The sequence below is a fragment of the Bradyrhizobium sp. USDA 4541 genome (genome assembly GCF_024171085.1).
Lineage (GTDB): Bacteria > Pseudomonadota > Alphaproteobacteria > Rhizobiales > Xanthobacteraceae > Bradyrhizobium > Bradyrhizobium australafricanum.
The window spans coordinates 2633446-2649796 of the sequence record NZ_JALJZF010000001.1 but is presented as its reverse complement, the minus strand read 5'-3'; the positions used below and the strand labels follow the sequence as shown (position 1 = coordinate 2649796).

The 16351-nt window shown below is 66.1% G+C and carries 17 protein-coding genes; 10 read left to right on the top strand and 7 right to left on the bottom strand.

Going from position 1 to position 16351, the window contains the following annotated elements:
• The first annotated feature begins 4 nt into the window (after positions 1–4).
• Positions 5–1132, top strand: coding sequence for a tetratricopeptide repeat protein (locus J2R80_RS12310; RefSeq protein WP_309143750.1), 1128 nt, complete (start codon positions 5–7; stop codon positions 1130–1132).
• Complete coding sequence (locus J2R80_RS43430; protein ID WP_309143749.1) at positions 1132–1314, top strand: hypothetical protein; 183 nt, start codon at positions 1132–1134, stop codon at positions 1312–1314. Before J2R80_RS12310 ends, J2R80_RS43430 begins: the two co-directional genes overlap by 1 nt.
• Positions 1315–1469: 155 nt before the next feature.
• On the opposite strand, the gene J2R80_RS12305 is transcribed toward J2R80_RS43430, so the two are convergent.
• From J2R80_RS12305 to J2R80_RS12295, 3 genes are all read right to left on the bottom strand, one after another.
• Positions 1470–2936 carry a glycerol-3-phosphate dehydrogenase gene (locus J2R80_RS12305; protein ID WP_253638620.1) on the bottom strand — a complete coding sequence of 489 codons (1467 nt, stop codon included), beginning with the start codon at positions 2934–2936 and terminating at the stop codon, positions 1470–1472.
• 335 nt (positions 2937–3271) lie between these two features.
• Positions 3272–4795, bottom strand: coding sequence for an ABC-F family ATP-binding cassette domain-containing protein (locus J2R80_RS12300; RefSeq protein ID WP_229191708.1), 1524 nt, complete (start codon positions 4793–4795; stop codon positions 3272–3274).
• Between the two features lie 343 nt (positions 4796–5138).
• On the bottom strand, positions 5139–7826 hold the full coding sequence (locus tag J2R80_RS12295; RefSeq protein ID WP_141342312.1) for an EAL domain-containing protein: 2688 nt from the start codon (positions 7824–7826) through the stop codon (positions 5139–5141).
• A gap of 274 nt (positions 7827–8100) precedes the next feature.
• Here J2R80_RS12295 and J2R80_RS12290 point away from each other — a divergent pair, with 274 nt between their 5' ends.
• Complete coding sequence (locus tag J2R80_RS12290) at positions 8101–9204, top strand: NAD(P)/FAD-dependent oxidoreductase (RefSeq protein ID WP_057019051.1); 1104 nt, start codon at positions 8101–8103, stop codon at positions 9202–9204.
• Between the two features lie 96 nt (positions 9205–9300).
• Here J2R80_RS12290 and J2R80_RS12285 read toward each other — a convergent pair whose 3' ends face one another.
• The gene (locus J2R80_RS12285) at positions 9301–9486 is read right to left on the bottom strand and encodes a YdcH family protein (RefSeq protein WP_016847370.1); all 186 of its coding nucleotides are present in this window, start codon (positions 9484–9486) and stop codon (positions 9301–9303) included.
• Positions 9487–9726: 240 nt separating this feature from the next.
• Between J2R80_RS12285 and J2R80_RS12280 the strand changes: the two genes are divergently transcribed.
• The 3 genes from J2R80_RS12280 to J2R80_RS12270 all read left to right on the top strand — a co-directional run bounded on the left by J2R80_RS12280 (position 9727) and on the right by J2R80_RS12270 (position 10621).
• Positions 9727–9933, top strand: a complete 207-nt coding sequence (locus J2R80_RS12280) for a YdcH family protein (protein ID WP_016847372.1) — start codon at positions 9727–9729, stop codon at positions 9931–9933.
• Positions 9934–10129: 196 nt separating this feature from the next.
• Complete coding sequence (locus tag J2R80_RS12275) at positions 10130–10339, top strand: hypothetical protein (RefSeq protein WP_028336001.1); 210 nt, start codon at positions 10130–10132, stop codon at positions 10337–10339.
• A 30-nt stretch (positions 10340–10369) separates the two neighbouring features.
• A complete protein-coding gene (locus J2R80_RS12270; protein ID WP_018268738.1) occupies positions 10370–10621 on the top strand; it encodes a hypothetical protein in 252 nt (83 codons plus the stop codon).
• On the opposite strand, the gene J2R80_RS12265 is transcribed toward J2R80_RS12270, so the two are convergent.
• Entirely contained in the window at positions 10616–11341 is a 726-nt protein-coding gene (locus tag J2R80_RS12265; protein WP_057019015.1) for a GGDEF domain-containing protein, read from the bottom strand. The two genes, J2R80_RS12270 and J2R80_RS12265, sit on opposite strands and share 6 nt — an antisense overlap.
• Positions 11342–11486: 145 nt before the next feature.
• Between J2R80_RS12265 and purE the strand changes: the two genes are divergently transcribed.
• Entirely contained in the window at positions 11487–11975 is a 489-nt protein-coding gene (gene purE, locus J2R80_RS12260) for a 5-(carboxyamino)imidazole ribonucleotide mutase (RefSeq protein ID WP_028335999.1), read from the top strand.
• Positions 11972–13078, top strand: a complete 1107-nt coding sequence (locus J2R80_RS12255) for a 5-(carboxyamino)imidazole ribonucleotide synthase (protein ID WP_253638619.1) — start codon at positions 11972–11974, stop codon at positions 13076–13078. The genes purE and J2R80_RS12255 overlap by 4 nt, the downstream gene beginning before the upstream one ends.
• 173 nt (positions 13079–13251) lie before the next feature.
• On the opposite strand, the gene aqpZ is transcribed toward J2R80_RS12255, so the two are convergent.
• Positions 13252–13974: an aquaporin Z gene (gene aqpZ, locus J2R80_RS12250; protein WP_057019013.1), complete on the bottom strand. Its 723-nt coding sequence runs from the start codon at positions 13972–13974 to the stop codon at positions 13252–13254.
• Between the two features lie 264 nt (positions 13975–14238).
• Between aqpZ and rpsU the strand changes: the two genes are divergently transcribed.
• Together rpsU and J2R80_RS12240 are read left to right on the top strand one after the other, a co-directional pair.
• A complete protein-coding gene (gene rpsU / locus J2R80_RS12245; protein ID WP_021078544.1) occupies positions 14239–14535 on the top strand; it encodes a 30S ribosomal protein S21 in 297 nt (98 codons plus the stop codon).
• A gap of 113 nt (positions 14536–14648) precedes the next feature.
• Complete coding sequence (locus tag J2R80_RS12240) at positions 14649–15311, top strand: tetratricopeptide repeat protein (protein ID WP_253638618.1); 663 nt, start codon at positions 14649–14651, stop codon at positions 15309–15311.
• Between the two features lie 48 nt (positions 15312–15359).
• On the opposite strand, the gene J2R80_RS12235 is transcribed toward J2R80_RS12240, so the two are convergent.
• Positions 15360–16265, bottom strand: coding sequence for a hypothetical protein (locus J2R80_RS12235; RefSeq protein WP_253638617.1), 906 nt, complete (start codon positions 16263–16265; stop codon positions 15360–15362).
• Positions 16266–16351: the final 86 nt, after the last annotated feature.

The window sequence follows — 16351 nt, the reverse complement described above, 5'->3', positions numbered from 1 at the left end:
ACCGATGATTCACGACCGCTACGGCCTGCCGCTGACGACGACCTCGGACCGCGCCGCCGCCTACTATGTCGACGGCGTCGATCGCATGCTGGCGGCGCTGCATGGCGCCGATGCGGCGTTCGAGGCCGCGATCGCCGAGGACCCCGATTTCGCATTGGCCCATATCGGCCGTGCCCGCGTGCACCAGTTCAACATGGAGGGTGCCAAGGCCCGCGCCAAGGCGGCCGATGCACGGCAGCTGGCCGCGGCCGCAAGCCCGCGCGAGCGCCAGCACATCGAGATCATGGCGTCTGTGATCGAGGGCCAGGGCAAGAAGGCGATGGCCGCGGCCGAGCAGCATCTCAGCGAATATCCGCGCGATGCGCAGGTGCTGTCGCTGTTGCTCGGCGCCTTCGGCCTCTATGCGTTCTCCGGCCGGCCCGATCATGACGCCGCGCGGCTTGCCGTCTGCGAGCGTTACGCCGGCGACTATGGCGACGATTGGTGGTTCCTCACCTATCTCGGCTGGTCGAAAACCGAGGCCGGCGATATCGTCTCGGGTCGCGCCATCACCGAGCGCGGCTATGCGCTGAAGCCGGATAACGCCGGCGCCGCGCACGCGGTCGCGCATGCGTTGTTCGAGCAGGGCGACGCGGCGGAAGGCCGCAGCTTCCTTTCCGCCTGGCTGCCGGCGAATGACCGGACGAGTTTCCTGCAGGGCCATCTCGCCTGGCACCTGGCCTTGATTGCGATCGAGGAAGGCGACGCCGACAGCGCGCTCGACATTTACGAGCAGCACATCAAGCCGGCGGGCCGCCCCTATCCGCCGCTCAATATCTTCACCGACACGGCCTCGCTGCTGTGGCGGCTGACGGTCGCCGGCAAGACCGGTCTCGAGCAGCATTGGAAGGATGTCGCCGCCTATGGCGACGGCTACTTCCCGAAGGCCGGTGCGCATTTCGCCGACGTGCACCACGCGCTGGTTGCAGCCACGACCAACAACGACGCGCTCGAGGCGCGGCTGGTCGAGATGGCCACGCGCACGCCGACGGCAGACTGGCGCCGGGCCCCGCGGCGATCGGGCTCGGCCGCGGGATCGCGGCCTTCGCCGCCGGCGATCACGACGACGCGGTGCGCATCCTTGCGCCGTTGATGCCAGAGCTGGTGCGAATCGGCGGCAGCCATGCGCAACGTGAATTGTGGGAGGACACCTTCATCGTCGCATGCCTGCGCGCCGGCCAGGGCCGGCAGGCAACGAGCCTGATCTCGGAGCGGCTGCATCGCCGTCCGTCCCGGCGCGACCTCGCCTGGTCACAGGAGGCGGCCCGGCAATAGCCGCTGCTGGAGCTCTCCTCCTTCCCTGAAAGGGGGAAGGTCGGGATGGGGGTCGGCCACGAACGACACCGGTTGTCATGGAGGCAGAATCCCCACCCGCTTTGCTCTGGCGAGCAAAGCGACCTCCCCTTTTCAAGGGGAGGTTTGAATCGAGCTCAATCCATCTTCGCCATGAACGCCGCAAGCGCGTCGCGATCGGCTTGCGGCATGGTCAGCCCGAGCTTTGAGCGGCGCCACAGGATATCGTCGGCAAAGCGCGCCCATTCCTTGCGCATGAGGTAGCGCACCTCGGCGCCGGTCAGTTCGGGACCGAAGGCCGGGCCGAGATCGGCCTTCTCTTTGGCGTCGCCCAGAACATCTCTGACGTTCAGCCCATAGGCGGCCACCAGCCGCCGCGCCTGTGCCTCGCCGAGGAAGCGCCAGCGGTCGCGGACGATGTCGACCTCGGTCTCGAAGCGCTGCCACGCGAACTCGCCGCCCGGCAGCGGCGCCGTTGCGGTCCAGCGCGGCGTCATCGGATAAAACCGCGTGAACTCCGACACCGTCCGCTCGGCGCGGCGCCGCGCGGTGGTGACGTCGCCGCCGAAGATCGTAAGCAGCGGCGCCTTGCCGCGCCTGATATCGAGCAGCGCTGCGCCATCGCTCATGTGCCGGCGCGCGGGCACGGGCACGGAATTGGCACCGGAGACGGTCCGCAGCACATCGACTGGAGCGATCTGTTCGCGAAAGTAGCGATTGGCGGCGTCGCAGAGATAGGCCTCCTCGCGCACACCAATTGCGACAACCGCCGGATCACCCTTGAAGGGATGACTGACGCTGCCGATCAGGGTGAAGTCGCGCTCGTAGGGACTGGCGAAGATCAACCGGCCGTCAGGGTTCTGAAACACATAGACGTTGTCGCAGTCGAACAGGCGGCGCACCACGATCTGGCTGATCTGCACGGTCGCAAGCTGCGGCGCAGGCACCCGCAGCACGATGTCGGCGACCGAGGCGGTCCACGCGCCGGTCGCGCTGACCAGCGCCCGCGCCGTGATCACCCGCCGGTAGCCGCGGTCGATCGCGACCAGCCGCCAGGTCTCGCCGCGCTCGGCCCGGGTCACGCGCGCGCCGGTGCGGATATCGGCGCCGCGCGCCGCGGCATCGACGGCGGTGAGCACGACGAGCCGGGAATCGTCGACGACGCAGTCGGAATATTCGAACGCGGTTCCGAACGGCCGCTTCAGCGCATTGCCGACCGGATGATGGGTGACATCGAGGGTCGCCGAGCGCGGCAGACCGCTGCGCGAAGTCAGCCGTTCGTAGAGCAGCAGCAACGACCGCAGCTGCCACGGCGGCCGCTCCTCGGCATGCGCCGGGATCACGAAGCGCACCGGCCGCACCAGATGCGGCGCAATGCGCAGCAACACGTCGCGTTCCCTCAGCGCCCGGCGGACGCGGAAGAACTGCCGCCGTTCCAGCCCGGCCAGATCGCCATGGACCAGCCGCGGCGAAGCCTGCGATGCGCCGGAACCGAGATCGCCCTGCTCCAGCAGGATCACGCGCAGGCCGCGGCCGGCGGCATCACGGGCAATGCTCGTGCCGTTCAAGCCACCGCCGATGATCGCGACGTCATAGTCCGCCATGCGCAACGCCTATCGCATTTGAATGCGGACAAAAGACGGGTTCGCACGAAAAATGCGTCAAGGTGCGGCGCTGAACTACGTGATGTCTTGGTGAATCACGGCACACTCACCTTCCCGCTTGCGGGGCGAGCGTACGCTTGCATGATTTCGGAATATTGGAATAATGCCCCTGAGTTGCCCGACGTGTCAAGTAGCCTGCTCGAACGCCGCGCCGCCGCCGGCTACTTTGCATGGGGTTGTTTTCGATATTTTGGCAGCGCTCCTCCTGCGACGGCCCGCGAGCGGGAGAGGCACACCGCCTTCGCGACGGCTATCCAATCTGACGCCATCACGCGCTAGTCCGCGCCGGCCGCGGCGAAGAACTGTTCCGGTCCATCGACCTCGATCAGCTTCCTGCCTTCGATCACCCAGAACCGGTTGGCCACCGTGCGCACGAACTGGCGGTCGTGCGACACCAGGAGGCAGCTGGCCTGCTGTTCCATCAACTCGTCCTCCAGCGCCTCCTGGCCCTCGATGTCGAGGTGGTTGGTCGGCTCGTCGAGCAGATAGAAGTTCGGCTGGGTGAGCCGCAGCACCAGCATGCCGAGGCGGGCCTTCTGCCCGCCCGACAGCCGCCCGATCGGTCGGCCCTGCATCTCGATCGAGAGCCCGGCACCGGCGAGCAGGCCGCGCGCCCGCTGATCACCGACCTCGAAGCGCCGCGTCAGCATGCGCATCGGCGTGTCGCTATCGGCGAGATCGGCCAGCGCCTGATCGCAATAGCCAAGCACCAATGACTCGGTGGCCCGGATCTCGGCCGGTGCCGCTGCGGCATTCTCGATCGCCAGCCGCAGCGCCGCGACGAAGCGGGTCTTGCCGGCGCCATTCGGCCCGAGCAGCGCAATCCGGTCGCCCTTGCAGATGAACTGCTGGCCGGTCCTGAACAACATCCGGCCGTCGGGTGTGGCGATCCCGGCGTTGTCCAGCCTGATCAGGACCTTGGCATGGGTGTCGCGGTTAGCGAGCCGGATCGTTCCGGCCGAGCGTTCCAGATGCGCGGGCTTCGCCGTCTCCTCCAGTCTCTCGGCGCGCTGCTTCAATTGCCTGGTCTTCGACAGCAGAAGGTCGCTGCCGGAATTGATGCCGAGATTGTTGAGCTTCGCGGCCTGCTGCCGGAGCTGCCGCACGGCCTTCATGTCGCGCTGATAGCGTCGCTCGTCCGAGGCATCGAATTCGTCGAGCGCCGCGCGCGCCGCGGTATAGGGCAGCGAGAACAGCTGCGACCGCTCCGGGCGCAGGAACAGTGTCCGGTTGGTCGTCGCATCGAGGAAGGCGCGATCATGGCTTGCGATCACCACCGGCATCTCGCGCGGCAGCGCGTTCAGCCAGCCCTCGAGCCGGCCGATCTTGGCGAGGTCGAGATGGTTGGTCGGCTCGTCGAGCAGCAGCACGTCGGGCTCGGTCACCAGCACGCGGGCGAGCACCGCAAGCCGCAGCCAGCCGCCGCTCAGCTGCTTCAGCGGTCTCGTCCACAGCTCCTCCGGCACCTCGAGCGATTGCAAGGCGACGTCGACCCGCCAGCCCTCGCTGGCGCGCTGCTCGCCGGGAAGCGCCTCGAGCACGGCGGCATGGAACGGCGTATCCAGCAGTCTGGGCGGCGCATCCTGCTCGACATGGCCGACGGTCAGTCCGCGCGCGCGGGTTATATCGCCTTCGTTGGGCTCCATCGCATCTGCGATACAGCGCAGCAGCGTGGACTTGCCGCGGCCATTGGCGGCCACCAGCCCGATGCGGTCGCCGGCATTGACGACGAAATTCAGTTCGGAAAACAGCGGCGCGTTCAGCGTCACGCCGAGATTGCGGACATTGATGAGGGTCACGATCAATTCTCTGGTCTTGCCGGCAATCGCAACATCCCGAGGCGTCCAGCCATCATCGGATGTGCGTGTCGAAGCGCGGCGAGGGATTGATGTGCGGGCGCGAACGCTCAAGCGTCGACGCCGCACGGCCACGAAGGGCAGACCAGGAAGGATTTAGCGCGAGTTTCCGGTCAGCCCTGCAAACGCATCTGCAGGGCGTTGACGGGGCCACGCTTGAGGTGGGGATCGGTGTATCTCGCCACGACGCAGCCCTCCTTTCTCGGCTGAAATGATGTGGTGGGTCGAGATGTAGCCGGACGTGCAGCGGATGGCAAGCACAGCCGGCCGGGCGATTCAGGCCAAATTACCCGGCTCTGCGCACGGTTTCGGCAAGCTGGTCGCCGCCGACCAGCGCGGCGAATTGACCGATCGGGGCCGGCCTGCCGATCAGATAGCCCTGCACCGCGTCGCAGCCCTCTTCGGCGAGAAAGTCGAGCTGCGCCTCGGTCTCGACGCCTTCGGCGACGATCGACATTTCAAGGCCGTGGCCGAGATCGATCACCGCGCGCACGATCGCGGCCGATTGCGGGTTGCGGCCGAGATTGATGACGAAGGCACGGTCGATTTTGATCTTGTCGAACGGAAATGCCTGCAGGTAGCTCAGCGAGGAATAGCCGCTGCCGAAATCGTCCATCGAGATGCGGACGCCGAGCGCCTTCAGCCGCCGCAGCAGCGACAGGCCGCGGTCGAAATCCTCGATCAGCACGCCCTCGGTGATTTCGAGCTCGAGCCGGTCCGGCGTGAGCCCGGTCTCGAGCAGGATCGAATGCACGAGGCCGACGAGGTCGCCATGGGTGAATTGCGCCGGCGACAGGTTCACCGCGACCTGCAGCGGGATCGCCCAGGAGGCCGCCTCCCGGCAGGCTTCGCGCAGAATCCATTCGCCCATCTCGACGATCAGGCCGCTTTCTTCCGCGAGCGGAATGAAGTCGCCGGGCGGCACGAAGCCGCGCACCGGATGGTGCCAGCGCGCCAGCGCCTCGAAGCCGATGATCTGGCTGGCCGCCACGCTGCCGCCCGCGGCGGCCTGCGGCTGGTAGTAGAGCGACAATTCGCCATTCTTGATCGCGACCGACAGCTCCTGGTGCAGCACGCGGCGATCGCGAATCTGCTGGTCCATCTCCGGTTCGAAGATCGAGATCGTGCCGCGCGACTTCGCCTTGGCGCGAAACAGCGCCGCGCCGGAATTGGCCAGCAGCGAGGCCGCGTCGGATCCGTTGTCCGGGAACACCGCGATCCCTGTGGTGAGGCCGGTTCGCACCGACTTGCCGTCGATTAGGAAATCCTGCCCGAGCGCCTCGGCGGCCTGCTCGGCCAGCGCGATGCCGGCGACCGGCTGCTTGCCGTCGATGATGAGGCCGAATTCGTCGCCGGACAGCCGCGCCACCACGCCGCCGCGTGCCACGGCCTGCAGACGCTGCGCGACCTCGACCAGCACCTTGTCGCCCATCGCATGGCCGTAGACGTCGTTGATCTCCTTCAACCCGTCGAGATCGACGCAGAGCACGGCGAACTCCTCGTCGGTGCCGTCGCAGGCCTCGATCATCTGGGTCAGCGCCTGCAGGAAGGCGGCGCGGTTCGGCAGATCGGTCAGGCCGTCATGATAGGCCATGTGCGCCATCCGCGACTCGGTCTGGCGCCGGTCGGTGACGTCCTCATGGGTCTTGATCAGATATTGCGGCTCGCCGACATCGTCGAGCACGGTCATGCGGCGGGTCAGGAACAGCCGCAGGCCGTCCTTGGTCGAGATCGGGTGCTCCTCGGCGATCATGCTGCGCTTCCTGATCGCGGCCTCGTCGCGGGCGATGATCAGCTTGGCTTCACGCGCATTGAAGATGTCGGACGCGGTCAGGCCGGCGGCGTCCTCGCGGCGGCGATTGAGGATCGTCTCGGCGCTGCGGTTGGCCAGGAGGTAGCGGCCGTCGCTGACCCGCTGCACGATCAGCGAGACCGGGATGTTGTCGACCACGAGCTCGAGGAACTTCTTGTTGTTCTCGAGCTCGCGCGACAGCGAGCGGCGATCGGTGACGTCCTCGAACAGCGCGATCAGGAATTCCGGCTCGCCGGCCTCGTTGCGGGCGATCACGCGGTTGGAGGCGAGGATCCGCTTGTCCGAACCGCGTTCGACGAAGAATTCGCTGCGGTGATAGCCTTCCGCCGCGCTCAACGCCGCGCGGTCGGCGGTGTCGATGCTGGCGGCGGTCTCGGGGCGGAAGATCTCGTCGGCGCGCTTGCCCACGATGTGATCGCGCGAGAAGCGCGAGAAGCGCTCGAATGCGCGGTTGGCGAAGATGTAGCGGCCGTCCTCGATGTTCTTGGCCGCGACGCAGACCGGAACGTTGTCGAGCACCGATTCCAGGAATTGTGTGGTCGAGGCGAGCTTGCGCGACAGCTTGCGCTGGTCGGTGCAATCGAGATGGGTCGCGACCGAGCCGCCGTTCGGCAATGGAAAATACTTCACCAGCACCGACCTGCCGCCGGGCAGCTCGCTAACCAGTCCCTCCGGCGCCGCGGCCCTGGCGAAGAAATCCTCGGCGCTGACGTCGAGCACGCCGCGGTCGCGGCGCAGTTCCAGCAGCTCGACGCCGGTCATGTTGCGCCTGATGTCGGCGCGCGACAGGCCGTAGATGTCGAGATAGCGGTCGTTGCAGAACACGATGCGCTCCTGCGCATCGGTCATCACCACGCCCTGGTTCAAATGGTTGAGTGCCGACGAGACGAAGGCGTTGCGCCGCAATTGCGCGCGCTTGGCCTTGCGCAGCGCCGAGAGGATCCACAGCCCGACCGCGCCGAAAAAGGACGCCACCACCACGCTGCCGATCAGCAGCTCCCAGACCAAGCCGGGATCGAGGCTGCCTAGATAGCTCGACGGCGCGAACGCACCGGTGCCGGCCCGGGCTGCAGCGCACGGCGCGACGGCGGCGATCAGGCAGAGCACGGCCCTTGCCGGAATCGAATTCTTCCCGCCCGCCTGCACCTTCCTGCCAACCATCGATCACCCGCGGATTTCCGGGGCGAGTGTCCGGCTCCGGCGGTTTGGATCGGGTAAACGCGTACTGATGCAACCGGAAAATGCTGACTTAATTTATGGCAATTGCCCTGACATGATTAATGCTCCACTAACAGGGCATGGCTTCCCAACTATTTGAGATGGCCCAAGCACTTGCCTAATAAGCACTTGCCCAAGGCGGCCGGATCGGCTGAACGATGTTGGCGGCAACGGTCATGGCGTGGCTGGGCGGAAATTTTCGGACCTGAAGGACGAGATGGACAGGGTTGATTGCGTGATCGTCGGTGCGGGGGTGATCGGCCTCGCCGTGGCGCGGCGGCTGGCACAGGCCGGCCGCGAAGTGATTGTGCTCGAGGAGGCCGAGGGGATCGGCACGGTGACCTCGTCGCGAAACAGCGAGGTGATCCACGCCGGCATCTACTACCGCGCCGGCAGCCTGATGGCGCGGATGTGCGTCAGCGGCAAGCGGGCGCTCTACCGCTACTGCGCCGAGCACGGCATCCCGCACAAGAATTGCGGCAAGCTGATCGTGGCCACCACGCCTGCGGAGACCGAGAAGCTGCAGTCGATCCGCGCGCATGCCGAGGCCAACGGCGTCGACGACATGCAGCTTCTGTCCGGCGAGGCCGCGCGCGCGCTGGAGCCGGCGCTGAATTGCGACGCAGCGCTGCTGTCGCCCTCGACCGGGATCATCGACAGCCATGCTTACATGCTGGCGCTGCGCGGTGACGCCGAGGCGGCCGGGGCGGCGTTCGCCTTCCATACGCCGCTGCTCCACGCCAGGGCCACCGCCGACGGGTTCGAGATCGAGGCCGGCGGCGCCGCGCCGATGACGCTGGCCTGCGATCTCCTGGTCAATGCCGCCGGGCTCGGCGCGACGGCAGTCGCGCGCAACGTCGAGGGCATGCCGATCGAATTGATTCCAACGGCCTATTTGGCCAAGGGCAATTACTTCAGCTGCAGCGCCAGGGCGCCGTTCTCGCGGCTGATCTACCCGGTGCCGGAACCCGGTGGGCTCGGCGTCCACCTGACGCTCGACATGGCCGGACAGGCGAGATTCGGGCCCGACGTCCAATGGATCGATCACATCGATTACGCGGTCGACCCTGATCGGGCCGAGCGGTTCTATCCGGCGATCCGGAAATACTGGCCGGCCCTGCCGGACGGCGCGCTGATGCCGAGCTATTCGGGAATCCGCCCCAAGATCGTGCCGCCGGCGGTGGCGACCCAGGATTTCCTGATCCAGGCGCCGGCCGATCACGGCGTCGCGGGCCTGATCAACCTGTTCGGGATTGAATCGCCCGGACTGACATCGTCCCTCGCGGTCGCCGACCATGTCGGCGCGTTGGCGGAACTCTGAGCAAATACAGTAAGGCCTCCCGGGGGATGCGCGCGCGCTTGGGCGTTCATCCCTCGGTGAAAGGCCAGGCTATTTGCTAATTTGCAGGGGGGCGGTCTAGTGGACCGTGTCGTCGGCGGACAGTCTCAACCGCTCGATTTGATCCTTGACCATCAACTTGCGGCGCTTCAGCTCGCAAATATGCAGGTCGTCTACAGAGGGGTGAACGAGCGCTTCGTGCAGTTCGTTCTCGAGTATTTTGTGTTTACGCTCCAGCTCAATGAGATGGGCCTGTATTGCCATTGCGAACACTCCTCGGTGCGTTAAACCTCAGGTTCGATCCGGACCGCCGAGTGTACACGAGTGGACGGCGCTGTCGATGGGGGACGCGAAATGCCGCACGCACTCATTTCGGTTTATCTGTAACCAATCGTGACTATGGAACCGGTCCGGCTTGCGCGGCGCGCGTTCAAGGAGGATATTCCGGCGAGCGGCGACTTCAGCCGCAACAACCTTATCGTGCTTATCAGTTAATACACAACCATGAACGATCAGGATGAGCGCGAACTAATCGCCGAACTCGCGCGGCTGCAACAAGAGCACCGCGACCTCGATGCCGCGATCGACGCGCTGCATCAGTCGCCGGCGCCGGATCTCTTGATGCTGCAGCGCTTGAAGAAGCGGAAGCTGCAACTGCGCGATCGCATCGCCTTTATCGAAGACCAGATCACGCCCGACATCATTGCCTGACGCGTGCCGCGGCGCGGGCCTTCGCGGTTCGGCGCTTCCGGTTCAGACCGGGCGACGGTTTTCCCCGTCATCCACAGCGCCTCGCCGGCTTCACGTTCGCGGCAACGGACGGAAGGCGGTTTCCCGGCGCTTGACTCCACATGAACAAAAAGAGAACATGCCAGCCCAGCCGCCAGCCATCAGAGGGAGTTTCGCCATGTCCGCACCGCCTTCCCTGCCCGACAACAGCCGCTACGAGAAGGCCTGCGATCAGGCGATCGCGATGTGCGACGGCAACCTGCGCAGCACCATCAAGGCGCTGATCATGGCCAACGAATATCTGGAAGCCGAGCTTGAGGAATTGCAGGCCGCGATCACCGCCGGCTGCGTGCCGGCGCAGACCCGGGCGGCGAGCGATGCCGCCTGATCCTTGGCCTGATCTTCAGGGAGCACAGCGATGGCCGATGTAACGTATTACGTGGCACTGCCCTTCATGCAGGATGATGACGGCACGCCGGTCGCCGGCAATGCCGAGGAATGCCAGAGCTCGGCGGTCGCGCTGCGCCGCGCGGAGACCATGTCGCGGATGCCCGGCAGCATCGGCGCCGTCGCGTTCAGCCGCACCGGCGATCCTGCGATCGGCGAATTCGGCGATGCCAAGCTGTTGCGTGCTTACGGAAATGTGCCGGAGGATTTGAGCGCGTTATAGTTCTCGGGATTCGTGGCGCCGCTGGGCCTTGCGCACATACATCGCACGGTCGGCCTCATCGAGCACGCGATCGATATCCGAGTGCGCGGTAAGGATAGCAACGCCCGCGGAGGCGCCTGCGGTGACCTGGCTGTTACGAAACATGAAGGTCAACCGATCGATCGCCTCTTCCAGCGCAGCCGCCTTGGCGCGGGCATCGATCTCGCTGAGATTCCACAGCAGCACGGCGAACTCGTCACCGCCGAGACGGCCGATCACATCGGAAGCGCGCACCTGATCCGATATCGCGGCAACGATCGCCTTCAGCACCTCGTCGCCCGCCGCGTGGCCGAAGGCATCGTTGATCGGCTTGAGGCGATCGACGTCGAGCACGATCAGCGCACCGGAGGCCTGATAACGCTTGATGAAGGAGAGCGAACGGGCGAGCTCGCGCTCGAATCCGCGCCGGTTGAAGATGTCGAGCAGGAAGTCGGTCTCGGCGGAGGCCTGCAGCTCCTCGATCCGGGCCTGCGCCCGCGCCAGCTGCGCCCGCAAGCTGCGGATGGTCGATTTGTCGCCGGATGCGACCGCGCCTCGCGTGGAAGCTCCGGTTCCAGCCCGTTTGGTTCCAGCCCGCTTGGCTGCAGTCTTGCCCGGCCTGGATTTGCGCGCGGCGGGCGCGCCTTTCCGTCGTTTCGCGGCCCCGGAGGCGGCCGACGTCGTCTTCTTCTTCATGCGCATCCTTGTTGAGGCCTGCTTATGAAGGCTTGCCGGGATTCACCAAGACAGGATAGTCCATTCTAACTCCCTTGCCACGCCTTGGATGACGCCCGGGCCGTCCCTATAATCGGCCTATGCTTTTGGATTCCTGCACAGAATTGAAGAGATGACCGCTCCGATCGCCATCATCATGGGAAGTCAGTCCGACTGGGAAACCATGCGCCATGCCGCCGAGACGCTGGCTGCGCTCGGCGTGGCCTGCGAAACGCGCATCGTTTCGGCCCACCGCACCCCGGATCGGCTCTATGCCTTTGCCAAGGGCGCCAAGGCAGCCGGCCACAAGGTGATCATTGCCGGCGCCGGCGGCGCCGCCCATCTGCCGGGCATGACGGCCGCGCTGACGGAGCTTCCGGTGTTCGGGGTTCCCGTCGAGTCGAAGGCTCTGTCGGGCGTCGATTCGCTCTATTCGATCGTGCAGATGCCGGCCGGCGTCCCGGTCGGAACGCTGGCAATCGGCAAGGCCGGCGCGATCAATGCCGCGTTGCTCGCGGCGAGCGTGCTCGCACTCAACGATCCGGCTCTGTCGGCCCGCCTTGCGGCCTGGCGCAAGCAGCAGACCGACGCGGTCAACGAGCATCCGGAGGGCGCGGCGTGACGGCTTCGAACGCAGTGAAGCTGAAGCCGGGCGACACCATTGGAATCCTCGGCGGCGGACAATTGGGCCGGATGCTGGCGATGGCCGCGGCGCGCCTCGGGCTCCGCTGCCAGGTGTTTTCGCCGGATCCGGACTCCCCGGCGTTCGACGTGGTGCAGAACGCGACCTGCGCGGAATATGCCGACGTCGAGGCGCTCGAACTGTTCGCCAACGATGTCGACGTCGTCACCTATGAGTTCGAGAATGTCCCGGCCGCGACCGCGATGGTGCTCGCCGCGCGGCGCCCGGTGCTGCCGGCCTACAAGATCCTGGAGACCACGCAGGACCGGCTGATCGAGAAGGATTTCATCAGCAAGCTCGGCATCGGCACGGCCGACTACGCCGACGTGTCCTCGGTCGGCACGCTGCGCACGGCAATCGAACGCATCGGCCTGCCCGCGGTGATCAAGACCCGCCGCTTCGGCTATGACGGCAAGGGCCAGGCCATCATCCGCGAGGGCGATGACCTCGAACAGGTCTGGGAGGACCTCGGCACCAAGTCGGCCATCCTCGAGGCCTTCGTGCCGTTCGAGCGCGAGATCTCGGTGATCGCGGCCCGCTCCGCGTCCGGCGAAGTCGAATGCTTCGACGTCACCGAGAACGAGCATCGCGACCACATCCTGAAAATTTCCCGCGCGCCGGCCGCAATCCCCGATGAGCTTGCCGTGCAGGCGCGCGCGATCGCCGAAGAGATCGCCTCGGCGCTCGACTATGTCGGCGTGCTCGCGGTGGAGATGTTCGCGGTGCCCGGCAACGGCAGCAAGGCGACGGTGCTGGTCAATGAGATCGCGCCGCGCGTGCACAATTCCGGTCACTGGACGCTCGACGGCGCCTCGATCTCACAGTTCGAGCAGCACATCCGCGCGATCGCCGGCTGGCCGCTGGGCAAGCCGGTGCGCCACGGCGACGTCGTCATGACCAACCTGATCGGCGACGACATCCTGAGCTACGAGCAGTGGCTCACCGTTCCCGGCGCCACAGTGCATCTGTACGGCAAGGGCACGCCGCGCCCCGGCCGCAAGATGGGACACGTCACCGAAGTGACGCCGGCCCGCAAGGGATAATTCCACAGGCGGCCGATAGCCGCCTTCGTCGCATCGATGGAAATGGGATCGTGGCAACCACGATCCATTAGAGCAACGGTTCTGATTGAATCAGAACCGATGCTCTGGATTTTTGTTTACCCGTTTTCTTCACGCGAACCGGCGTCCACTTAGCTCGAAAACGCTCTCGCCGATCACGCCGTCTTCGCGCCGGCGACGATGCCGGTCGGCTCGTCGCTGAGCCAGCGATAGATCACGCCGCCGAGCGCACCGCCGATCAGGGGTGCGACCCAGAACAGCCAGAGCTGCCCCAGCGCCCAGCCGCCGACGAACAGCGCCGGCCCGGTGCTGCGCGCCGGATTCACCGAGGTGTTGGTGACGGGAATGCTGACGAGATGGATCATCACCAGCGCGAGGCCGATGGCGAGCGGTGCGAAGCCGGCGGGTGCCTTGCCATGGGTCGATCCCATGATGATGAACAGGAACATCATGGTCATCACCACCTCGGTGATGAAGCACACCACCATGTTGTACTGGCCGGGTGAGTGCGCGTCATAGCCGTTGGAGGCAAAGCCCTTGCTGACATCGAAGCCGGGCGCGCCGCTCGCGATCACATAGAGCAGCCAGGCCGCGATGATTGCGCCCACAACCTGCGCGATGATGTAGGGCAGCACCTGGCCGCCCGGGAAACGCCCACCCGCGGCGAGCCCGACCGTCACCGCCGGGTTGAGGTGGCAACCCGAGATATGGCCGATCGCATAGGCCATGGTCACCACGCTCAGCCCGAAGGCCAGTGACACGCCGACCAGGCCGATCCCGACCTGCGGAAAGCCGGCCGCGATCACCGCGCTGCCGCAACCAGCGAATGTGAGCCAGAACGTACCGATGGCCTCGGCAGCGTATTTCTTCATCTCCATCTCGCATCTCCCCTATTTCCAATGTCCGGGTTATCCAAAACGCCGGGAGCGGCCCTCATCTGGGCGCCAAACCACCCAAATCAGGGCCGCACAATGGCATTTTCGCCCTATTTCGTGGCTTTACTAGGCCCGAAAGTCACTCGACCGGTGGACATCTGCGCGTTTGTCTGATACATGCGCGCGCCTAGGGTTAAGAGGCAGGCCTTTTGCCGTCCCTTCACCTCGCCAGAATTCCGAACCGATCAATTCAAAAGAGGATGCCGCGTGCAGGTTCTCGTCCGCGATAACAATGTCGACCAAGCCCTGAAGGCGCTGAAGAAGAAGATGCAGCGCGAGGGCATTTTCCGCGAGATGAAGCTCCGCGGTCACTACGAAAAGCCGTCTGAGAAGAAGGCTCGCGAAAAGGCCGAAGCCGTGCGCCGCGCGCGCAAGCTGGCGCGCAAGAAGCTGCAGCGCGAAGGCCTGCTGCCGATGAAGCCGAAGCCGGTGTTCGGCGCTGGCCCCGGTGGCGACCGCGGCGGCCGTCCGGGCGGTGCAGGCGCCGGTCGCGGCCCTCGCTGAACCGTTTTGCCGATATGGAAGTCTAACAGCGCGGGCCACGGGCCCGCGTTGTCGTTTTGAAGCACGCCGCGTTCCGGGGTACCCATGCAAAACGACCGGCAAGAGCATTTTGCATGACGGCTGATCCGGTAGCCCGCCCGCCCTTTCCAGGACCCGCGCAGCGCCGTTGCGCGCCGCATCTCGTCATCATTGCAGTGCTTCTCGGCCTGCCGCTCGCAGGCTGCTCCTTCGACCTCGGTTCATGGGGCTCCTCGGACGACAAGCCGAAGCCCGCTGCCACCGCCGACAAGCCCGCCGCCGACACCATCACCCCGCAAGACGTCAACAGCGCCAAGGATCACACCACGCGTGCGCAGGCGCTGGCGCGCTCCGGCAAGCTCGACGAGGCGATGGCGGAGTTCGAACAGTCGCTGGCGGCCGACCCTTACAACATCCAGGCGCTCTACGGCCGCGCCCTGATCTATCAGGGCCGCGGACAGCATCAGCAGGCGATCGACGATTTCACGGCAGCCAGCGGGCTGTCGCCGCAGAGGGCCGAGCCCCTGGTCGGCCGTGCCACCAGCTACCTCGCGCTCGACAAGGCCAAGCAGGCCGCCAGCGATCTCGACGAGGCCGTGCAGGCCGATCCCGGCAATGTTGGGGCGTGGAGCACGCGCGGCCAGGCCTATGAGCGGCTCGGCGACAAGGCCAAGGCGGCGGCGTCCTACAATCGCGCGCTCGCGCTGCGGCCAGGCGACGGCAATGCGCGCAGCGGGCTGGCGCGCACCGGCGGCTAGCCCTTGGCGTGAAGACAATCCGTCAGAAACGATCGAGCGGCGCTGCGGCTACTTCGGCAGGACGGCGTGGAACATCGACTTCATGCCGGAGAACATGTCGTCGGTCACCGACGTGCGCTCGTTCTTCTGCGCCGGCATGATCGCCTCGGCGCGCAGGTCGAGCGGGGCCTGCACCACCGGGACCGGAATGTCGGCCGGCGGCGTCAGCCGGTTGGAATCCTGGCCGCCGGCGGCATAGGGCGGACGCGGCTGCGAGGATTGATCGACATTGTCAGTGGACGGGCTCGACACCATGATCGGCGGCGGCAACGGCCGGATCGCCGACGTGGCTGCCGGACGCTGCGCCTCAGGCAGGCGGGCGAGATCGGTGCGCGTGGCATCCTGGGACCGCGCCGCCTCCTGCGGACGCTCCTTGCGCAGCCGCTCGATGGCGGCGCGTGCGAGGTCGTTGGCGTCGCGGCTTTCCTCGGGCGTCACAGCAGCCTCGACCGGCGCGGCTGACGTCGCGGGCGCGGCCGGCTGCGGCGCGGCGGGCGCGACCTTCGCGACCGCCTTCGGCGCCGCCGGGTGATGGCGGGTGTCGGCGGGGATGCTGGCGGTATCTGCCGGCGCGTCAGGCTTTGCGTCGGCCGATTTGGGTTCGGCCGATTTCTCGGCAGGCTTCTCGGTGACGGTGGCCTTCTCGGACGCCGACCGCTCAATCAGCGTGCGCTCGGACATGCCCTTGGCCTTCACACCGGCTTCGGGGAGGCTGCTGACGACGGTGGCGGGCTTGGCGGCGGCTTTCGGATCTGCCTTGGAATTTACCTTGGGATCGACTGCGGCGGTCAAGGCTGCGGCTGACGGTGCTTCCGGCTTGGCCACGATGTAGTGATTAACGATGTATGCCCCGATGATGGTCGCTGCCACCGAGGGTAAGATGTCCATCACGAATTTCTTCAGGTAACTCAGCATGACCTGCCACTCCCCACCCCGCTACTACATGCTGGAACTTTGAGGCACATTCAGGGATCAACTGCGTCGGATCGGTGGCAAAACCC